The organism is Dickeya oryzae (genome assembly GCF_020406815.2).
Taxonomy (GTDB): domain Bacteria; phylum Pseudomonadota; class Gammaproteobacteria; order Enterobacterales; family Enterobacteriaceae; genus Dickeya; species Dickeya oryzae.
This window is the reverse complement of record NZ_CP162670.1, coordinates 3,274,715-3,293,526: the sequence shown is the minus strand read 5'-3', so window position 1 is coordinate 3,293,526 and position 18,812 is coordinate 3,274,715. Positions and strand designations below refer to the sequence as shown.

Here is an 18,812-nt window from a genome sequence, read left to right as displayed (position 1 = left end):
ATGAATAAGGATAGATAATGAGTAGCGTAGATATTCTTGTCCCTGACCTGCCGGAATCTGTAGCTGACGCGACTGTCGCTACCTGGCACAAGAAACCGGGCGATAGCGTCCAGCGTGATGAAGTGCTGGTTGAAATTGAAACCGACAAAGTCGTGTTGGAAGTACCGGCGATCGAAGCGGGTGTACTGGAAGTGGTGCTGGAAGCTGAAGGCGCTACCGTGACATCTCGTCAGGTTCTGGGGCGTTTGCGTCCGGGAGATAATTCCGGCAAAGAAACCAGCGAAAAAGCACAGAGCAAAGAGTCTACTCCGGCACAGCGTCACACCGCCGGGTTGGAAGATGAAAATAACGATGCGCTGAGCCCGGCGATTCGTCGTCTGATTGCCGAGCATGGTTTGGACGCATCCGCTATTAAAGGCAGTGGCGTCGGCGGGCGTATCACTCGCGAAGATGTGGAAAAACACCTGGCTGTTCAGAAGTCAGCCAGCAACGCTGCTGCAGCACCGGTCGCCGCACAGCCTGCTGCCGCGCTGGGAAGCCGCAGCGAGAAACGTGTTCCGATGACCCGTCTGCGCAAGCGCGTGGCTGAGCGTCTGCTGGAAGCGAAAAACAGTACCGCCATGTTGACCACGTTCAACGAAGTCAACATGCAACCGATTATGGATCTGCGTAAGCAGTATGGCGAAGCGTTTGAAAAACGTCATGGCGTGCGTCTGGGTTTCATGTCCTTCTACATTAAGGCTGTCGTGGAAGCACTGAAGCGCTATCCGGAAGTGAACGCGTCTATTGATGGCGAAGATGTGGTCTACCATAACTATTTCGACGTCAGCATTGCGGTATCTACCCCACGTGGTCTGGTAACGCCGGTGCTGAAAGATGTCGACTTGCTGGGTATGGCCGAGATCGAGAAGAAAATCAAAGAACTGGCGGTGAAAGGCCGCGACGGTAAATTGACCGTCGAAGAGCTGACGGGTGGTAACTTCACTATTACCAACGGTGGCGTGTTCGGTTCTCTGATGTCGACCCCGATTATCAACCCGCCGCAGAGCGCGATTCTGGGGATGCATGCTATCAAAGATCGCCCAATGGCGGTGAATGGTCAGGTGGTCATCCTGCCGATGATGTATCTGGCGTTGTCCTACGATCATCGCCTGATCGATGGCCGCGAATCAGTTGGTTTCCTGGTTACTGTTAAAGAAATGCTGGAAGACCCGGCTCGCTTGTTGCTGGATGTCTAACCCGTTGTAGTAAAAGGCGGCTGGCCTGCGTCCTGCCGCCTTTATTATGTGCTATGCAGGCCGTTGCATCTGTGCGGCGGCGTTATCCACGACAGAGAGTCTCTGGACTTATCTTCAAACTTAAATGGATAGAACATCATGAATTTACATGAGTATCAGGCAAAACAGCTCTTTGCTCGGTATGGTTTACCGGCACCCACCGGTTACGCCTGCACAACACCGCGTGAAGCGGAAGAAGCTGCATCCAAGATTGGTGCTGGCCCGTGGGTTGTTAAGTGTCAGGTGCATGCTGGCGGCCGTGGTAAGGCTGGCGGCGTGAAACTGGTGAACAGCAAAGAAGAGATTCGTGCCTTTGCTGAAAACTGGTTGGGTAAACGTCTGGTTACCTACCAAACGGACGCTAACGGTCAGCCGGTTCATCAGATTCTGGTGGAAGGTGCGACGGATATTGATAAAGAGCTTTATCTGGGTGCCGTAGTCGATCGTGGTACTCGCCGTGTGGTATTCATGGCTTCCACCGAAGGTGGTGTTGAAATTGAAAAAGTGGCCGAAGAAACGCCACATCTGATTCATAAAGTCGCTCTGGATCCCTTGACCGGTCCTCAACCGTATCAGGGCCGCGAACTGGCGTTCAAGCTGGGGTTAAGCGGTAAGCAGGTGGCGCAGTTCACCAAAATCTTCATGGGGTTGGCGACACTGTTCCTGGAACGTGACCTGGCACTGGTTGAAATCAACCCGCTGGTTATCACTAAACAAGGTGACCTGGTGTGTCTGGACGGCAAGCTGGGTGCTGACGGTAATGCCCTGTTCCGCCAGCCGGAGCTGCGCGAAATGCGTGACCACTCCCAGGAAGATGCGCGTGAAGCACATGCTGCTCAGTGGGAACTGAACTATGTCGCACTGGATGGCAACATCGGTTGTATGGTGAATGGCGCTGGTCTGGCGATGGGAACCATGGACATCGTGAAGCTGCACGGTGGTTCACCGGCTAACTTCCTCGATGTGGGTGGTGGCGCGACCAAAGAACGTGTAACCGAAGCATTCAAAATCATCCTGTCTGATGACAAGGTGAAAGCGGTACTGGTCAATATTTTCGGTGGTATCGTTCGTTGTGACCTGATTGCCGACGGTATTATCGGCGCGGTAGCGGAAGTGGGCGTGAACGTTCCGGTCGTTGTGCGTCTGGAAGGCAACAATGCTGAATTGGGTGCGCAGAAACTGGCGGATAGTGGTTTGAACATCATTGCTGCGACCAGCCTGACGGATGCGGCTCAGCAAGTGGTTGCAGCAGTGGAGGGTAAATAATGTCCATTCTGATCGATAAAAACACCAAAGTCATCTGTCAGGGTTTTACCGGCAGTCAGGGTTCATTCCATTCTGAGCAGGCGATTGCCTACGGTACGCAGATGGTAGGTGGTGTAACGCCAGGTAAAGGCGGTACAGAACATCTGGGGCTGCCAGTATTTAATACGGTACGCGAAGCGGTAGAAGCCACGGGTGCGACGGCGTCTGTTATCTATGTACCGGCTCCGTTCTGTAAAGACTCCATTCTGGAAGCTATTGATGCGGGTATCCAACTGATCATCTGTATCACCGAAGGTATCCCGACGCTGGATATGCTGACGGTGAAAGTGAAGCTGGAGCAAAGCGGTGTGCGTATGATAGGCCCGAACTGCCCAGGTGTGATCACCCCGGGTGCTTGTAAGATTGGTATCATGCCAGGCCACATCCACTTACCGGGTAAAGTCGGTATTGTATCTCGCTCCGGTACGCTGACTTATGAAGCCGTAAAACAGACTACAGATGCTGGTCTGGGTCAGTCGACTTGCGTGGGTATCGGTGGCGACCCGATTCCTGGCTCCAACTTTATCGATATTCTCAAGCTGTTCGAACAGGATCCGCAGACCGAAGCTATCGTGATGATCGGTGAAATTGGTGGTACTGCTGAAGAAGAAGCGGCTGCCTACATTAAAGAACACGTCACCAAACCTGTAGTAGGATACATTGCTGGTGTCACCGCGCCGAAAGGTAAGCGTATGGGCCATGCTGGGGCGATTATCGCTGGCGGTAAAGGTACGGCAGATGACAAATTTGCTGCGCTTGAAGCGGCAGGCGTGAAGACAGTACGCAGCCTGGCTGACATTGGTGATGCGGTAAAAGCAGTGCTGTCACGTTAAGCGGAATGCACTGTACTGAATATAGTGTGTCATTACCTTCCAGGTTCGACATGTTTGGCCACCTCAGGTGGCCTTTTTTATATTTGAACCTTGTCGCAAAAATGTAGCTTCATGGAAATATATTTAATCAATCTGGCAACAATAAAATAACACATGGTGTATAAATTAAAAGTTTCCATATTTTAGATCAACCAATGCTATTTTTATTTAAAACAAAAAATACATTATTAACGGCACGCTTCAGAAACCAGACGATTACATCAGATTAACATTTAATGATGTGTAAAATAAAAGGCGATGTTTATTAACATCTGGGGCGATAGTTGTTTTAGATCAAAAATCTAAACTGGATATCTGTTCGGAAATAAGATTAAATTGCGGTGGGTCAATTATGCCCTTGAGGGCCTGTAACGTGGCGATTGGCGTAAAATCAAAAAACTCAATCCGCATCACGTAAAAACCTATTTATTGTAAGGTTGTAGAGGCGTAATATAACTATACTCATATCTGAGTATAGTATTCGTAATTCTGTAATTTTTTCTTCGGCTTACTTTTCAAATGCGTCGTGACAACGTGGTGGCGCATATTGAGGCCTGTGCTAAAGCAATTGTTGTGTTCTTTAGGTTACTAACTGCCGGGTATTTAGTGGCTTGTCTGTACAGCGAGCTAAAGACCCTCCTGCGAGGAGCAAGGAGTTAAGATGTTTGATGTAGTCGAACTGTCACGTTTACAGTTTGCCTTGACCGCGATGTATCATTTCCTGTTCGTGCCTTTAACGCTGGGGATGGCGTTTTTGTTGGCGATCATGGAAACCGTGTATGTCTTGTCTGGCAAACAAATCTACAAAGATATGACCAAGTTCTGGGGCAAGTTGTTTGCGATTAACTTTGCCCTTGGTGTGTCTACCGGTCTGACCATGGAATTCCAGTTCGGTACTAACTGGTCGTATTACTCTCACTATGTCGGCGATATCTTCGGTGCACCTCTGGCAATCGAAGGATTGATGGCGTTCTTCCTGGAGTCTACCTTTGTCGGGCTGTTCTTCTTTGGCTGGGATCGACTGGGCAAAGTGCAGCACATGGCGGTAACCTGGCTGGTGGCGTTGGGGTCCAACTTGTCTGCATTGTGGATTCTGGTGGCCAACGGCTGGATGCAGAACCCGGTTGCTTCGGATTTCAACTTCGAAACCATGCGCATGGAGATGGTGAGCTTTGCTGATCTGGTATTGAACCCGGTTGCACAGGTGAAATTCGTTCACACCGTCGCGGCAGGGTATTGTACCGGTGCCATGTTCATTTTGGGTATCAGCTCCTACTACCTGTTGAAAGGACGTGATGTGGCTTTTGCCAAACGTTCTTTTGCGATTGCAGCAAGCTTTGGTATGGCGGCCGTACTGTCTGTTATCGTGCTGGGTGACGAGTCTGGTTACGAGATGGGCGACGTACAGAAAACCAAGCTGGCGGCTATCGAAGCAGAATGGGAAACCCAACCTGCACCTGCTGCGTTTACCTTGTTCGGTGTTCCGAATCAGGAAACGATGGAGAACAAGTATGCAATTCAGATCCCTTACATGTTGGGCCTGATCGCTACCCGTTCTACCGACAAGACGGTGACTGGTCTGAAAGAACTGATGGAGCAGCATGAAGTTCGTATCCGCAACGGTATGAAGGCTTACCATCTGTTGCAGCAACTGCGCTCCGGTAACACCGACCCGGCTGTACGTACTGAGTTCCTGAAGAACAAACAGGATCTTGGTTATGGGCTGTTGTTGAAACGGTATACCCCGAATGTGGCGGATGCCAGCGACGCACAGATTAAGCAGGCGGTTAAAGATTCTATTCCGCGTGTAGCCCCGCTGTACTTCTCCTTCCGCATTATGGTGGCGTGTGGTGTGCTGATGCTGTTGATTATCGGCCTGTCTTTCTGGACGGTGCTGCGCAACAAGATTGGTCAGAAACGCTGGCTGCATCGCATCGCGCTGTATGGCATCCCGTTGCCGTGGATTGCCGTTGAAGCGGGTTGGTTTGTTGCGGAATACGGTCGCCAGCCGTGGGCGATTGGTGAAGTGTTGCCGACCGCTGTCGCCAACTCCTCGCTAACTGCGGGAGACATCCTGTTCTCCATGGGACTGATTTGCGGTCTGTATACGCTGTTCCTGGTGGCTGAAACATACCTGATGTTCAAGTATGCGCGTCTGGGTCCAAGCAGTCTGAAAACAGGTGCTTATCACTTCGAACAGCCGATCGCGGCTCAGGAAGTACGGTAACAGGAGTCCACTATGTTTGATTATGAAGTCTTGCGTTTTGTCTGGTGGCTGCTGATTGGTGTGCTGCTGATCGGTTTTGCCGTCACCGATGGTTTTGACATGGGCGTCGGTGTACTGGTACGCCTCATGGGGCGTAATGATGTAGAGCGCCGCGTGATGATTAACAGTATCGCGCCGCACTGGGACGGTAACCAGGTTTGGTTGATCACGGCTGGTGGTGCGTTGTTTGCTGCCTGGCCGATGGTGTATGCCGCTGCGTTCTCTGGTTTCTACATCGCGATGATTCTGGTTCTGGCATCGTTGTATTTTCGTCCGGTCGGCTTTGACTACCGTTCGAAAATCGAAGATCCGCGCTGGCGCAATATGTGGGACTGGGGCATTTTCATCGGTAGTTTCGTTCCTCCGGTGGTTATCGGTGTCGCATTCGGTAACCTGTTACAGGGTGTTCCGTTCCATGTGGATGAGTATCTGCGCTTGTACTACACCGGTAACTTCTTCCAGTTGCTCAATCCGTTCGGGTTATTGGCAGGTATTGTCAGCCTGAGCATGATTGTGGCTCAGGGGGCGACTTACCTGGTGATGCGTACTTCCGGCGACCTGCTGTTCCGTGCCAAAAAAGTCGCTCAGTTCGCTTCGTTGGCGCTGACGGTGACGTTTGCTCTGGCGGGTGTATGGGTTGTTTATGGCATTGATGGTTATGTACTAACGTCAGTCATTAATACGGCTGGCGAGTCTAACCCGCTGCATAAAGAAGTAGCTCGTCAGGCTGGTGCCTGGTTGGTCAACTACAATAGCCATCCTGTGCTGTGGGCTATTCCGCTGCTCGGTGTGGTGTTGCCGCTGGTGACTGCACTCATGGCGCGGGCAGGCAAGGGAGCGATGGCATTTTTGTTCTCCTCCCTGAGTATCGCCTGCGTGATCCTGACTGCTGGTATTGCCATGTTCCCGTTCATCATGCCGTCAGTGACCGTACCTAATGTCAGTCTGACCATGTGGGATGCAACCTCCAGCTTGCTGACGCTTCGAGTGATGACTGTGGTGGCGATTATCTTCGTCCCGATCGTGCTGTCTTACACCATTTGGTGTTACTACAAGATGTTCGGACGCATCACTAAAGAGCATATCGAGCAGAATTCTCATTCGTTGTACTAAGTAAGGAGCCTGATTTATGTGGTATTTTGCCTGGATATTGGGAACGCTTCTTGCTTGTTCGCTGGGCGTGATTACTGCTCTGGCACTGGAACAGAGCGAAGCAACCAAGACGAATAAAGATAAACTGTAATGATGGTTATTGATCGTCTTTACTGCTGTATGGATAAGGGCCCGTTACGGGCCCTTTCCCTGATCATGGCGTTATTACTGGCTGGATGTGTTTTCTGGGAGCCTGCGCGTTTTGCCGCTCGCACCAGCTCGCTGGCAGTCTGGCAGGGAATCGTGCTGATTTGGGCGGTGTGTACGGGTGTCGTGCATGGCGTAGGGTTTCGTCCGCAGAGAATGCGCTGGCGAGCCTTCCTTTCCCCCCTTCCAGCCTTTGTGATCCTGGCCGCAGGATTGTATTACTACTTCCTGTAGGATAGCTTTTCATTCCTTTTGGTTATGGGTTGTCCGCAACCCATAATTATTTACCTTCCTGTACATAGAACCCATTCCCAACTTTATCCCTCTTGCGTATAGTAGCGGGGTTTATCGCATTACCGGGATGTAGAGTGAGTAATAAAGTGTTCCGCTGGCCAGTGCGTGTCTACTATGAAGATACAGATGCAGGTGGTTTGGTTTATCACGCGCGTTATGTGGCCTTCTATGAACGAGCCAGAACTGAAATGTTGCGCGCGCACGATTTTCATCAGCGCGTACTCATGAATGAACATATTGCCTTTGCTGTACGTAAAATGACGATTGAGTATCTTGCCCCGGCGCGTCTTGACGATTTACTGGAAGTGCAAAGCGAAATCGTTACGATACGCGGCGCTTCCCTGACATTCGCACAGCGCATTCTTGACTCGTATGGCACCCTGCTGAGCCATGCCGAGGTTTTAGTCGCATGTATCGATCCATTTCAAATGAAGCCGGTTGCGCTTCCTAAGTCTATTGTCGCGGAGTTTAAGCAGTGACTGACATGAATATTCTTGATTTGTTCCTGAAGGCTAGCCTTCTGGTTAAACTTATCATGTTAATTTTAATCGGTTTTTCCATTGCCTCTTGGGCGATTATCATTCAGCGTACCCGTATTCTGAATGCTGCGACGCGTGACGCCGAAGCGTTTGAAGACAAGTTCTGGTCGGGTATTGAGCTGTCTCGCCTTTATCAGGAAAGTCAGACTCGTCGTGAGAATCTGACAGGCACTGAGCAAATTTTTTATGCGGGCTTCAAGGAGTTTGCGCGGTTACATCGGGCCAATAGCCATGCACCGGAAGCGGTGGTGGAAGGTGCGTCCCGTGCCATGCGCATTTCCTTGAACCGTGAGCTGGAAACACTGGAAACCCATATTCCTTTTCTCGGCACCGTCGGGTCTATCAGTCCGTATATCGGTTTGTTCGGTACCGTGTGGGGGATTATGCATGCGTTCATCGCGCTGGGTGCGGTGAAGCAGGCGACATTACAGATGGTGGCACCAGGTATCGCTGAAGCACTAATTGCTACCGCTATCGGTCTGTTCGCCGCAATCCCGGCCGTTATGGCATATAACCGCCTGAACCAGCGTGTGAATAAACTGGAACAGAATTACGACAACTTCATGGAAGAGTTTATTGCTATCCTGCACCGTCAGGCTTTCTCCAGCGAAGGCAACCGTTAATCAGGAGGTGATATGGCTCGTGCGCGTAGCGGCCGCCGGTCGCTGAAATCCGAGATTAATATTGTTCCTTTGCTGGACGTGTTGTTGGTGCTGTTGTTGATCTTCATGGCAACTGCGCCAATCATCACTCAGAGCGTGGAAGTGGATCTGCCGGATGCAACCGAATCCAAGACCGTATCCAGCAACGATAATCCGCCGGTGATTGTCGAGGTATCCGGTGTAGGACAATACAGTCTGGTCGTTGATCATAACCGTATGAATCAATTGCCTGCGGAGCAGGTGGTGGCTGAAGCTCAGTCTCGCCTGACCGCAAACCCGAAAACGGTCTTTCTGATCGGGGGTGCCAAAGATGTTCCTTATGATGAGATCATCAAGGCGCTGAATTTGTTGCATCAGGCCGGTGTCAAATCTGTCGGGTTGATGACGCAGCCGATTTGACCGGCGAGTCCGTGAATGATGACTTCTGAGAAGGATAGACATCATTTGTCTGGCAAAACTGTTTTTGGGAATCCTTTGTGTTAAAGGCAAACGAACGAAACGATAAGCTAAAGCGAGCCGTCATAATCTCGGTCGTTTTGCACGTTATTCTGATTGCGTTGCTGATTCTGAGTTCACTGAACCAGAAGATGGATGACGCCAGCGGTGGTGGTGGCGGTTCATCCATTGACGCGGTGATGGTTGACCCCAGTGCAGTGGTCGATCAATACAATCGTCAGCAACAACAGCAGAGTGACGCCCGCCGCGCTGAGCAGCTGCGTAAAAAACAGGCAGATCAGCAGGCTGAAGAGTTGCAGGCGAAACAGGCTGCCGAACAACAGCGGCTAAAAGAACTGGAAAAAGAGCGCCTGCAGGCACAAGAAGAAGCGAAACAACAAGCGCAGGAACAGGCGCAACAGCAAAAGCAGGCGGAAGAAGCCGCCCAGAAAGCGAAGGAACAGCAAAAACAAGCCGAAGCAGCGGCCGCGAAGGCTAAAGCAGAAGCCGAACAGCAGGCTAAGGCTGCCGCCGCAGCGAAGAAGCAGGCGGAAGACGAAGCCAAAAAACAGGCTGCTGCTGACGCGAAGAAGAAAGCGGAAGAAGAAGCAAAAGCCAAGGCAGCGGCTGCTGCAGCTGAAGCCAAGAAGAAAGCTGAAGAAGACGCTAAAGCTAAAGCGGCTGCTGAGGCTAAGCAGAAAGCGGAAGACGATGCCAAAGCTAAGGCGGCAGAGGCAGCTAAGGAAAAAGCCGCGGCTGAAGCGGCTAAGAAAGCTGAGGCCGCTGCTGCTGCCAAGAAAGCGGCAGACGACAAGAAAAAAGCTGCCGCTGCGGCTGCTAAACAGGCGGGTGAGGTTGACGACCTGCTGGGTGGTCTGGCTTCATCGAAGAATGCGCCAAAAGGTGGTGGTAATGCAGCCGGTAGTAATGCACCGGCCGGGGCAGGGAATAATAAGAAGAGCGGGGCATCAGGCGCTGCGCTGGATAGTTACGGAAGCCAGGTTCGCACCGCGATTCAGAGCAAGTTTTATGACTGGGAGTCCTACAAAGGACGCACCTGTACGTTACGCATCCGACTGGCGCCTGATGGCCTGCTAATCGATGTGAAGAGTGAGGGCGGCGATCCGGCATTGTGTCAGGCTGCAATTGCTGCGGCCAAGCAGGCTCGGATACCGAAGCCACCCACCTCTGATGTATATGAGGCTTTCAAGAACGCACCGATAGACTTTAAACCGCAGTGATCCGGTTGCCAGTTGGCGGAGTTTACGACTATGACTTCACTGGTCACCGTGCACATCGTGTTTGTTGATATGGGTTTGTTAAACGCTGCCAGGTTATCGTAGGCTCTGGAGCCGGGATAAGGGAGATGAGATGAAGCAGGCATTAAAAATTGCATTGAGTTTTCTGATGCTGTGGACGGCTGTGTTGCATGCAGAAGTCCGTATTGAAATTACTCAGGGGGTCGACTCTGCGCGGCCGATCGGCGTGGTTCCGTTTAAATCGACGGGCGGCGCAGTTCCTGAAGAGATCGGCAGCATTGTTGCTGCAGATTTGCGTAACAGCGGTAAATTCAACCCTATCGATCCCAGCCGTATGCCACAACAGCCGGGTACCGCGGCTGAAGTGACGCCGTCCGCCTGGACCGCTCTGGGTATTGACGCGGTAGTCGTCGGGCAGGTTCAGCCAACAGCGGATGGCTATCTGGTTTCCTATCAACTGGTAGACACTTCCGGCAGTGCAGGCAGCGTGCTGGCGCAGAACCAGTTCAAAGTAACCAAGCAGTGGCTGCGTTATGCCGCCCATACCGCCAGTGATGAAGTCTTCGAGAAGCTGACAGGTATCAAGGGTGCTTTCCGTACTCGTATCGCTTATGTGGTGCAAACCAATGGCGGCCAGTATCCGTATGAATTGCGTGTAGCGGATTACGACGGTTACAACCAGTTCGTGGTTCACCGCTCGCCAGAACCGTTGATGTCACCAGCCTGGTCGCCGGATGGCGGCAAACTGGCTTATGTGACATTCGAGAGTGGCCGTTCTGCGCTGGTGGTACAGACACTGGCCAATGGCGATATCAGACAAATTGCGTCTTTCCCTCGTCACAATGGTGCGCCGGCATTCTCACCAGATGGGTCTAAACTTGCTTTTGCGCTGTCCAAAAGTGGTAGCCTGAATTTGTATGTGATGAATCTGGGCTCTGGCCAGATTTCTCAGGTAACTGATGGTCGCAGTAATAATACTGAACCGACCTGGTTCCCTGATAGCCAAACGCTGGCCTATACTTCTGACCAGGCTGGTCGTCCCCAGATTTATAAAATCGGTATCAACGGTGGTGCTCCTCAGCGTCTGACCTGGGAAGGCGCTCAAAACCAGGATGCTGAAATCAGCAGCGATGGTAAATTCCTGGTGATGGTCAGCTCCAATGGTGGCGCTCAGCATATCGCCAAACAGGATCTGGTAACGGGTGGCGTTCAAGTGTTAACGGACACGTTCCTGGATGAAACGCCGAGTATCGCACCCAATGGCACCATGGTAATCTACAGTTCCAAACAGGGCTTGGGTTCCGTGTTGCAACTGGTTTCGACCGACGGGCGTTTTAAAGCGCGTCTTCCGGCAACCGATGGTCAGGTGAGATTCCCTACCTGGTCGCCGTATATGTAATCAAAAATATGTACAATAACCTATTTAAAGGACATAGAAATGCAATTCAATAAAGTGCTGAAAGGCCTGATGTTGGCTCTGCCGGTGCTGGCTGTTGCCGCATGTAGCTCCAACAAACACGCTAACAATGACCAGTCCTCCCTGAACGGCGGCGCTGGTATGGAAAATGGCGGTAACATGTCTTCTGCTGAGCAGGCTCGTCTGCAGATGCAGGAACTGCAGCGCAACAATATCGTTTACTTCGATCTGGACAAATATGACATTCGTCCTGACTTCGCTCAGATGCTGGATGCCCACGCTGCTTTCCTGCGTAGCAACCCGTCTTACAAAGTGACTATCGAAGGTCATGCGGACGAACGTGGTACGCCGGAATACAACATCGCTCTGGGCGAGCGTCGTGCTAACGCTGTGCAGATGTATCTGCAGGGTAAAGGCGTGTCTGCCGATCAGATCTCCGTGGTTTCTTACGGTAAAGAGAAACCTGCTGTTCTGGGTCATGACGAAGCTGCATGGTCCAAGAACCGTCGTGCCGTTCTGGTATACTAAGAGAATCGCATGAGCAGTAACTTCAGACATCACATGTTGAGTCTGTCGTTACTGGTTGGCGTAGCGGCCCCTTGGGCCGCTACTGCCCAGGCGCCAATCAGTAATGTCGGCTCAGGCTCGGTAGAAGATCGAGTCACTCAGCTGGAGCGTATCTCCAACGCTCATAGTCAGTTATTAACCCAACTTCAGCAACAACTCGCCGACACTCAGCGCGATATCGATGGCTTGCGCGGCCAAATTCAGGAAAATCAATATCAGCTGAATCAGGTCGTTGAGCGTCAAAAGCAGATCTATCAGCAAATTGACAGCCTGGGTTCTCAAAGCGGTGGTCAAGCCTCTTCTGGTGCCTCATCGGCAGCTAATGCTGCGGCGTCTGCACCAGCGGCAGCCAGCGATGCGGGAGCCGCAAGTAATACCGGTACGAGTTCCGCAGCACCTGCTATGACGGGTGATGCGAATACCGATTACAATGCCGCTGCCTCATTGGTGCTGGAAAAGAAACAGTATGATCAGGCGATTGCGGCGTTTCAGAATTTCGTGAAGCGATATCCTGATTCAACCTACCAGCCGAATGCGAATTACTGGTTAGGACAGTTGTTCTACAACAAGGGTAAAAAAGACGACTCGGCGTATTACTTCGCTAATGTTGTCAAAAACTACCCTAAATCACCGAAAGCACCGGAAGCCATGTTCAAAGTTGGCCTCATCATGCAGGAAAAAGGTCAGACTGATAAAGCCAAGGCAGTCTACCAACAGGTGATAAAGAACTACCCCAATACTGATGGTGCAAAACAAGCTCAGAAGCGTTTGGATAGTTTGTGATTTCCTTTCTGGCACAAAAACTGCGCGATATGCGTGGTTTTTGCGCTGGAGAGTTCAAGGTATAAGCAGTTGAGCTTTTTTTTCTGAAAATGTGTTGCACAGAAAAATTATATTAGTAATATATGCCGCCGTTGCCAAGGCGATGCTGAATCGCTAAAAGCAGCCGAATGTTTGGGTCGTTAGCTCAGTCGGTAGAGCAGTTGACTTTTAATCAATTGGTCGCAGGTTCGAATCCTGCACGACCCACCAAACAATCTCTGTGTAGCATATCTCGTAGCGGGTCGTTAGCTCAGTCGGTAGAGCAGTTGACTTTTAATCAATTGGTCGCAGGTTCGAATCCTGCACGACCCACCACCGCTAAATAAATCACCTCTTTCTAATTCGTTCTCTGTATTTCAGATATAACGCCGTCGTGCAGGTGAGAAGCTGCGTTCAGGTTCGAGTCGAGCGAAGCGAGACAACAGCGCATCGCGCTGGCCCGAAGGGCGAGGCCACAGGCCGAGTCATCCTGCACGACCCACCACCGCTAAATAAACCACCTCATTCTAATTTGCTCTCTGTATTTCAGATATAACGCTGTCGTGCAGGTGAGAAGCTGCGTTCAGGTTCGAGTCGAGCGAAGCGAGACAACAGCGCATCGCGCTGGCCCGAAGGGCAAGGCCACAGGCCGAGTCATCCTGCACGACCCACCACCGCTAAATAAATCACCTTATTCTAATTCGCTCACTGTGTATTTCAGACATAACGCTGTCGTGCAGGTGAGAAGCTGCGTTCAGGTTCTACATCACCCATCCCTGATGCTCTCGCTGGCTTTTGTTATATCTCTTTTTGCTTCAACCCAGTTCAATCACACCGTAGCATTTGGCGTATAGTAATGGCTTCTTTTTTGACGGCTGGCGATATTCCTTTATAGTCCTGTGCGTAGAAGGATACGCCTTAAGAGATAATTGATGATGATTGGTCCGGTTATCAATGGCGCGGCTATTTTGATTGGTGGCGCATTGGGTGTGGCGTTGCGCCGTTTTATTCCTCAACGTATGCGTGATGGGTTACCGCCCGCATTTGCGATGGTATCGATTGCCATGGGCGTAACGCTGGTGGTCAAGGTTCACCAGCTCCCGGCAGTGGCGCTGGCGATTATTCTGGGGGTGGGGATTGGCGAGTTGCTGCGTCTTGAAGCCGGTGTGCAGAAAGGGGCGATAATGATAGAGCGCCTGTTGAGCCGGTTTGTGCCATCGCCAGAGCACAAGTTACCTCAGGATGTGTATACCCAAAATTTTACCGCCTTGATTGTATTGTTCTGTGCCAGTGGAACCGGTGTGGTCGGTGCCATGACGGAAGGGCTGACCGGTGACTACCAGCTATTAATCATTAAGTCGGCGCTCGATATTTTCACGGCACTGATTTTTGCGATTACGCTAGGGGTGGCGGTGATGTCGATAGCCATTCCTCAGGTACTGGTACAGGCGCTGCTATTTTTCTCCGCCAGGCTTATCATGCCGTTTATGAACGAGATCACGATGGGCGATTTCGCAGCGTGTGGCGGCATTGTGATGATGGCTGTCGGATTGCGCATTGCGCAGATAAAAACCTTTGCGGTGGTTAACTTCCTGCCAGCGTTGGTGCTGATTATTCCTTTCTCCTTATACTGGCACCGCTTCTTTTCCTGATGGCTACCGGGCGGTCTTTCTGGCCGCCTTGTGCATCAACGGATCTATCTTTTTAATAAATTAAACACATCTGGCATTTCTGAAATTTCTTAGTGAAGAAAAAGCAGACTTTATGATGTTATTGCGATATTTTGTTTAGTATATAAAACACGTTTCTCGTAAATGACGTCGCCTTAACGCCTGCAACTGCACGGAATCCCATGATGAGCCTGTTTTTTGAACCATCTGCTATTGATTACCCTTTTCCCGCCAAACCCAGACGGCTATCCGAAGAGGAAAAGCAACAGTATCGCTACCGGATTAAACACCAACTACAAGCACGCAACGCCGTGCTGGTGGCGCACTATTACACCGATCCAGAGATTCAGTCACTGGCCGAAGAAACCGGTGGTTGTGTTGCCGACTCACTGGAAATGGCCCGGTTTGGCCGTACTCATCCTGCTACTACGCTGGTCGTCGCGGGTGTGCGGTTTATGGGGGAAACGGCAAAGATACTCAGCCCGGAAAAAACCGTACTGATGCCAACGCTCGAAGCGGAGTGCTCGCTGGATTTAGGGTGCCCGGTCGAAGCCTTCAGCGCTTTTTGCGATAGCCACCCTGATCGCACGGTGGTGGTGTATGCCAATACGTCGGCGGCGGTAAAAGCCCGGGCAGATTGGGTAGTGACGTCCAGTATTGCGGTGGAACTTATCGAACATCTGGATAGTTTAGGTGAAAAGATCATCTGGGCACCGGATCGCCATCTTGGGCACTATGTGCAAAAGCAAACGGGAGCGGATGTGCTGTGCTGGCAGGGCGCTTGCGTTGTGCATGATGAATTCAAAACGCAGTCGTTAAAGCGAATGAAGGCGCTGTATCCACAGGCGGCGGTGTTGGTTCATCCGGAATCACCTCAAAGCGTCGTTGAGATGGCGGATGCCGTAGGGTCGACCAGTCAACTGATTCAGGCGGCAAAGCGGTTGCCTCATCCAGAACTGATTGTCGCGACCGATCGCGGCATCTTTTACAAGATGCAGCAGGCGTGCCCGGAAAAGGTGCTGCTGGAAGCGCCCACCGCGGGTGAAGGGGCTACCTGCCGCAGTTGTGCACATTGCCCGTGGATGGCGATGAATGGGCTTGAGGCGATTGCAACGGCCCTGGAACAGCCTCAGGCATCCCATCATAGTATTGAGGTGGATGGCGCTATCCGTGAGCGTGCCTTGGTGCCACTGAATCGGATGCTGGAGTTTGCGGCTACACTCAGGTCATAGTCATTATCATTCAGGAGTAAAGATGGATTTTTTTAGTACCAGCAATATTCTGGTTCACATCCCGTTAGGGGCTAACGGTTATGACCTGTCATGGGTTGAAGCGTTGGGGACGTTATCCGGTCTGGTATGTATCTGGCTGGCGAGTCTGGAAAAGACCAGCAATTACTTGTTTGGGCTGGTCAATGTGTCGCTGTTTGCATTGATCTTCTTCCAGATTCAGCTATACGCCAGCCTGTTGTTGCAGATTTTCTTTCTCGCCGCCAATGTCTACGGCTGGTATGCCTGGAGCAGAACGACGCAGGACAAGGAGGCGGCGTTACAGGTTCGTTGGTTATCGCGTCGGCAGGCCCTGTGGTGGAGCATGGCGTGTGTGGTTGCGATTGTACTGATGTCTCGGTATATCGACCCATTCTTCTTCCTGCTGAGTCGTATTGCGGTGGCGGCAATGCAGGGCGTGGGTATGGATGTGTCGATGCCGACGTTGCAGCCGGACGCGTTTCCTTTCTGGGATTCAGCCATGACGGTATTGTCGGTGGCGGCTATGTTGTTGATGACCCGCAAGTATGTTGAAAACTGGCTGTTGTGGGTCGTCATCGACATTATCAGCGTGGTGATTTTCGCTTATCAGGGGGTGTACGCCATGTCACTGCAGTATATGGTGCTGACGCTGATTGCGCTGAACGGCACCTGGCTATGGATAAAAGGTGCCCGCGATAATCACTCGCAGCCGCTTGCCCGCGCGTTATAGCTGACATCAGGCATGCGAGCACCCGCTCGCATGTCCTGTCCGGTTCTGTGTCTGAAGTCGGTGGTTGACCTGCACTCAGTATTTTTCTCACGCACAGTGAATAGTGGTCGTTACCGTGGTTGAATACCGGTGAGTATTATTTGCGCCAGGTGTGAGCTGCTTGACTTCTATTCGCCAGCCTGCAATATGAATGGCGACGTTATTATTTTTTTCGTTTTTACTCCGGGTCGACAGGGGATGATCGTCTGTTGCTATGGAGACATGGACCCATTATGAATTACCAGAATGATGATTTGAGAATTAAAGAAATTAAAGAACTACTTCCCCCCGTTGCACTGTTGGAGAAATTTCCAGCCACTGAGCGTGCAGCACAAACTGTATTTAATGCCCGCAATGCTATTCATAAAATCCTGAAAGGCAATGATGATCGCCTGCTGGTGGTGATTGGGCCTTGTTCCATCCATGATCCGAAAGCGGCTAAAGAGTACGCGGCGCGATTGCTGAAACTGCGTGAAGAATTGCGTGGTGATTTAGAAGTCGTGATGCGCGTCTATTTTGAAAAGCCGCGTACGACGGTGGGTTGGAAAGGGCTGATCAACGATCCGCACATGGATAACAGCTTCCAGATCAACGATGGCCTGCGCATCGCCCGTCAGTTACTGTTAGAGATCAACGACACCGGTTTACCGGCTGCGGGTGAGTTTCTGGATATGATCACGCCGCAGTATGTGGCTGATTTGATGAGTTGGGGGGCTATCGGCGCCCGGACGACGGAATCTCAGGTGCACCGTGAGCTGGCATCCGGGCTGTCCTGCCCGGTGGGTTTCAAGAACGGTACCGATGGCACTATCAAGGTCGCGATTGACGCTATTAATGCCGCTCGTGCACCGCACTGTTTCCTGTCGGTAACCAAGTGGGGCCATTCGGCGATCGTCAATACCAGCGGTAACCACGACTGCCATATCATTCTTCGTGGCGGTAAAGCGCCTAACTACAGCGAAGAGCATGTGCAGGCGGTGAAAGTGGGTCTGGAAAAAGCGGGCCTGCCAGCACAGGTGATGATCGATTTCAGCCACGCTAACAGCTGCAAGCAGTTCAAAAAGCAGATGGACGTGTGCGAAGACGTATGCCGTCAGGTAGCAGGTGGTGAGAAAGCTATCATGGGCGTCATGGTGGAAAGCCATCTGGTGGAAGGTAACCAGAATCTTGAAAGCGGCGAACCGCTGGTTTATGGCAAGAGTGTCACCGATGCCTGCATCGGCTGGGATGATACCGATAGCCTGCTGCGCCAGTTGGCGGCGGCGGTACGTCAGCGTCGCGGCTGACAGCCTTTATCCTGACTATAAAAAAACCCGGTTTTAACCGGGTTTTTGCTTTTTACATCACGTGTATCAGACGAATTACTTCGCTTTACCCTGATTAGCGACGGCGGCTGCTTTCGCAGCGATTTCGTCGGCGTTGCCCAGGTAGTAGCGTTTGATCGGCTTGAAGTTTTCGTCGAATTCGTAAACCAGCGGTACGGCAGTCGGGATATTCAGCTCCAGAATTTCTTCTTCGCTCATGTTATCCAGATATTTCACCAGTGCACGCAGGGAGTTGCCGTGTGCAGCGATGATCACGCGCTCGCCTTTTTTGATACGCGGCAGAATGTTTTCATTCCAGTACGGCACCACGCGTTCGATGGTCAGCGCCAGGCTTTCGGTCAGCGGCAGCTCTTTGTCGCTCAGCGACGCGTAACGCGGGTCGTGGCCCGGGAAACGTTCGTCGTCACGAGTCAGTTCCGGCGGAGTGACCGCAAAACCGCGACGCCACAGTTTAACCTGCTCGTCACCGTATTTCTCAGCGGTTTCTGCCTTGTTCAGGCCCTGCAACGCACCGTAGTGACGTTCGTTCAGTTTCCAGCATTTTTCTACTGGCAGCCATGCCTGATCCAACTCGTCCAGCACGTTCCACAGCGTGTGAATGGCACGTTTCAGCACAGAGGTGTAGGCAAAATCAAAGCTGAAACCTTCTTCTTTCAGCAGTTTACCTGCTTGTTTGGCTTCATTGACGCCTTTCTCGGACAGATCAACATCCATCCAGCCGGTGAAGCGGTTTTCGTTGTTCCACTGGCTCTCACCATGTCGCACCAGTACCAGCTTAGTTACAGCCATAGCTTAACTCCTTCAT

The 18,812-nt window shown here is 51.6% G+C and carries 19 protein-coding genes, 2 tRNA genes and 2 other RNA genes; 22 read left to right on the top strand and 1 reads right to left on the bottom strand.

All coding sequences use genetic code 11. The features are described from left to right. Positions 1-17 precede the first annotated feature (17 nt). The 22 genes from odhB (at position 18) to aroG (ending at position 17,968) form a co-directional block, all read left to right on the top strand. The gene (gene odhB / locus LF929_RS14310) at positions 18-1,238 is read left to right on the top strand and encodes a 2-oxoglutarate dehydrogenase complex dihydrolipoyllysine-residue succinyltransferase (protein ID WP_226092594.1); all 1,221 of its coding nucleotides are present in this window, start codon (positions 18-20) and stop codon (positions 1,236-1,238) included. Between the two features lie 138 nt (positions 1,239-1,376). Next, positions 1,377-2,543 carry an ADP-forming succinate--CoA ligase subunit beta gene (gene sucC / locus LF929_RS14305; protein ID WP_012883910.1) on the top strand — a complete coding sequence of 389 codons (1,167 nt, stop codon included), beginning with the start codon at positions 1,377-1,379 and terminating at the stop codon, positions 2,541-2,543. Then, complete coding sequence (gene sucD / locus LF929_RS14300) at positions 2,543-3,415, top strand: succinate--CoA ligase subunit alpha (protein WP_016941937.1); 873 nt, start codon at positions 2,543-2,545, stop codon at positions 3,413-3,415. Before sucC ends, sucD begins: the two co-directional genes overlap by 1 nt. A 700-nt stretch (positions 3,416-4,115) precedes the next feature. Further along, on the top strand, positions 4,116-5,681 hold the full coding sequence (gene cydA / locus LF929_RS14295) for a cytochrome ubiquinol oxidase subunit I (protein WP_012883913.1): 1,566 nt from the start codon (positions 4,116-4,118) through the stop codon (positions 5,679-5,681). A gap of 12 nt (positions 5,682-5,693) precedes the next feature. Then, entirely contained in the window at positions 5,694-6,833 is a 1,140-nt protein-coding gene (gene cydB / locus LF929_RS14290) for a cytochrome d ubiquinol oxidase subunit II (RefSeq protein WP_012883914.1), read from the top strand. A gap of 16 nt (positions 6,834-6,849) precedes the next feature. After that, complete coding sequence (cydX, locus tag LF929_RS14285) at positions 6,850-6,963, top strand: cytochrome bd-I oxidase subunit CydX (RefSeq protein ID WP_012883915.1); 114 nt, start codon at positions 6,850-6,852, stop codon at positions 6,961-6,963. Further along, complete coding sequence (ybgE, locus tag LF929_RS14280) at positions 6,963-7,253, top strand: cyd operon protein YbgE (protein ID WP_226092593.1); 291 nt, start codon at positions 6,963-6,965, stop codon at positions 7,251-7,253. The genes cydX and ybgE overlap by 1 nt, the downstream gene beginning before the upstream one ends. 134 nt (positions 7,254-7,387) lie before the next feature. After that, positions 7,388-7,792 carry a tol-pal system-associated acyl-CoA thioesterase gene (gene ybgC, locus LF929_RS14275; RefSeq protein ID WP_226092592.1) on the top strand — a complete coding sequence of 135 codons (405 nt, stop codon included), beginning with the start codon at positions 7,388-7,390 and terminating at the stop codon, positions 7,790-7,792. Further along, on the top strand, positions 7,789-8,475 hold the full coding sequence (tolQ, locus tag LF929_RS14270; RefSeq protein WP_012770580.1) for a Tol-Pal system protein TolQ: 687 nt from the start codon (positions 7,789-7,791) through the stop codon (positions 8,473-8,475). Before ybgC ends, tolQ begins: the two co-directional genes overlap by 4 nt. 12 nt (positions 8,476-8,487) lie before the next feature. Continuing rightward, positions 8,488-8,913, top strand: a complete 426-nt coding sequence (gene tolR, locus LF929_RS14265; RefSeq protein WP_012883918.1) for a colicin uptake protein TolR — start codon at positions 8,488-8,490, stop codon at positions 8,911-8,913. A gap of 77 nt (positions 8,914-8,990) precedes the next feature. Further along, positions 8,991-10,190 carry a cell envelope integrity protein TolA gene (gene tolA / locus LF929_RS14260; protein ID WP_016941934.1) on the top strand — a complete coding sequence of 400 codons (1,200 nt, stop codon included), beginning with the start codon at positions 8,991-8,993 and terminating at the stop codon, positions 10,188-10,190. Between the two features lie 130 nt (positions 10,191-10,320). Beyond that, a complete protein-coding gene (tolB, locus tag LF929_RS14255) occupies positions 10,321-11,607 on the top strand; it encodes a Tol-Pal system beta propeller repeat protein TolB (RefSeq protein ID WP_226092591.1) in 1,287 nt (428 codons plus the stop codon). Between the two features lie 39 nt (positions 11,608-11,646). After that, complete coding sequence (gene pal, locus LF929_RS14250) at positions 11,647-12,153, top strand: peptidoglycan-associated lipoprotein Pal (protein ID WP_016941932.1); 507 nt, start codon at positions 11,647-11,649, stop codon at positions 12,151-12,153. A gap of 9 nt (positions 12,154-12,162) precedes the next feature. Then, positions 12,163-12,975: a cell division protein CpoB gene (cpoB, locus tag LF929_RS14245; protein ID WP_038907396.1), complete on the top strand. Its 813-nt coding sequence runs from the start codon at positions 12,163-12,165 to the stop codon at positions 12,973-12,975. Between the two features lie 173 nt (positions 12,976-13,148). Then, a tRNA-Lys gene (locus LF929_RS14240) sits at positions 13,149-13,224 on the top strand. 29 nt (positions 13,225-13,253) lie between these two features. Beyond that, positions 13,254-13,329 (top strand) — tRNA-Lys (locus tag LF929_RS14235). Between the two features lie 44 nt (positions 13,330-13,373). Continuing rightward, positions 13,374-13,498, top strand: a non-coding RNA gene (locus tag LF929_RS14230) — RtT sRNA. A gap of 44 nt (positions 13,499-13,542) precedes the next feature. Beyond that, positions 13,543-13,667, top strand: a non-coding RNA gene (locus LF929_RS14225) — RtT sRNA. Positions 13,668-13,928: 261 nt separating this feature from the next. Next, on the top strand, positions 13,929-14,645 hold the full coding sequence (locus tag LF929_RS14220) for a DUF554 domain-containing protein (RefSeq protein WP_026357984.1): 717 nt from the start codon (positions 13,929-13,931) through the stop codon (positions 14,643-14,645). Positions 14,646-14,848: 203 nt separating this feature from the next. Further along, entirely contained in the window at positions 14,849-15,895 is a 1,047-nt protein-coding gene (gene nadA / locus LF929_RS14215; protein WP_226093504.1) for a quinolinate synthase NadA, read from the top strand. A 22-nt stretch (positions 15,896-15,917) separates the two neighbouring features. After that, the gene (gene pnuC / locus LF929_RS14210; protein WP_038907398.1) at positions 15,918-16,643 is read left to right on the top strand and encodes a nicotinamide riboside transporter PnuC; all 726 of its coding nucleotides are present in this window, start codon (positions 15,918-15,920) and stop codon (positions 16,641-16,643) included. Positions 16,644-16,915: 272 nt separating this feature from the next. Beyond that, positions 16,916-17,968, top strand: a complete 1,053-nt coding sequence (aroG, locus tag LF929_RS14205) for a 3-deoxy-7-phosphoheptulonate synthase AroG (protein WP_019845444.1) — start codon at positions 16,916-16,918, stop codon at positions 17,966-17,968. A 75-nt stretch (positions 17,969-18,043) separates the two neighbouring features. Here aroG and gpmA read toward each other — a convergent pair whose 3' ends face one another. After that, positions 18,044-18,796, bottom strand: a complete 753-nt coding sequence (gene gpmA, locus LF929_RS14200) for a 2,3-diphosphoglycerate-dependent phosphoglycerate mutase (RefSeq protein WP_019845445.1) — start codon at positions 18,794-18,796, stop codon at positions 18,044-18,046. Between the last annotated feature and the right edge of the window lie 16 nt (positions 18,797-18,812).

What these genes read in the sequence shown, in the direction of transcription:
- odhB (WP_226092594.1), top strand. Translation starts at nt 18, where the DNA reads ATGAGTAGCGTAGATATTCTTGTCCCTGACCTGCCGGAATCTGTAGCT.
- sucC (WP_012883910.1), top strand. Translation starts at nt 1,377, where the DNA reads ATGAATTTACATGAGTATCAGGCAAAACAGCTCTTTGCTCGGTATGGT.
- sucD (WP_016941937.1), top strand. Translation starts at nt 2,543, where the DNA reads ATGTCCATTCTGATCGATAAAAACACCAAAGTCATCTGTCAGGGTTTT.
- cydA (WP_012883913.1), top strand. Translation starts at nt 4,116, where the DNA reads ATGTTTGATGTAGTCGAACTGTCACGTTTACAGTTTGCCTTGACCGCG.
- cydB (WP_012883914.1), top strand. Translation starts at nt 5,694, where the DNA reads ATGTTTGATTATGAAGTCTTGCGTTTTGTCTGGTGGCTGCTGATTGGT.
- cydX (WP_012883915.1), top strand. Translation starts at nt 6,850, where the DNA reads ATGTGGTATTTTGCCTGGATATTGGGAACGCTTCTTGCTTGTTCGCTG.
- ybgE (WP_226092593.1), top strand. Translation starts at nt 6,963, where the DNA reads ATGATGGTTATTGATCGTCTTTACTGCTGTATGGATAAGGGCCCGTTA.
- tolR (WP_012883918.1), top strand. Translation starts at nt 8,488, where the DNA reads ATGGCTCGTGCGCGTAGCGGCCGCCGGTCGCTGAAATCCGAGATTAAT.
- tolB (WP_226092591.1), top strand. Translation starts at nt 10,321, where the DNA reads ATGAAGCAGGCATTAAAAATTGCATTGAGTTTTCTGATGCTGTGGACG.
- pal (WP_016941932.1), top strand. Translation starts at nt 11,647, where the DNA reads ATGCAATTCAATAAAGTGCTGAAAGGCCTGATGTTGGCTCTGCCGGTG.
- cpoB (WP_038907396.1), top strand. Translation starts at nt 12,163, where the DNA reads ATGAGCAGTAACTTCAGACATCACATGTTGAGTCTGTCGTTACTGGTT.
- LF929_RS14220 (WP_026357984.1), top strand. Translation starts at nt 13,929, where the DNA reads ATGATTGGTCCGGTTATCAATGGCGCGGCTATTTTGATTGGTGGCGCA.
- nadA (WP_226093504.1), top strand. Translation starts at nt 14,849, where the DNA reads ATGAGCCTGTTTTTTGAACCATCTGCTATTGATTACCCTTTTCCCGCC.
- pnuC (WP_038907398.1), top strand. Translation starts at nt 15,918, where the DNA reads ATGGATTTTTTTAGTACCAGCAATATTCTGGTTCACATCCCGTTAGGG.
- aroG (WP_019845444.1), top strand. Translation starts at nt 16,916, where the DNA reads ATGAATTACCAGAATGATGATTTGAGAATTAAAGAAATTAAAGAACTA.
- gpmA (WP_019845445.1), bottom strand. Translation starts at nt 18,796, where the DNA reads ATGGCTGTAACTAAGCTGGTACTGGTGCGACATGGTGAGAGCCAGTGG.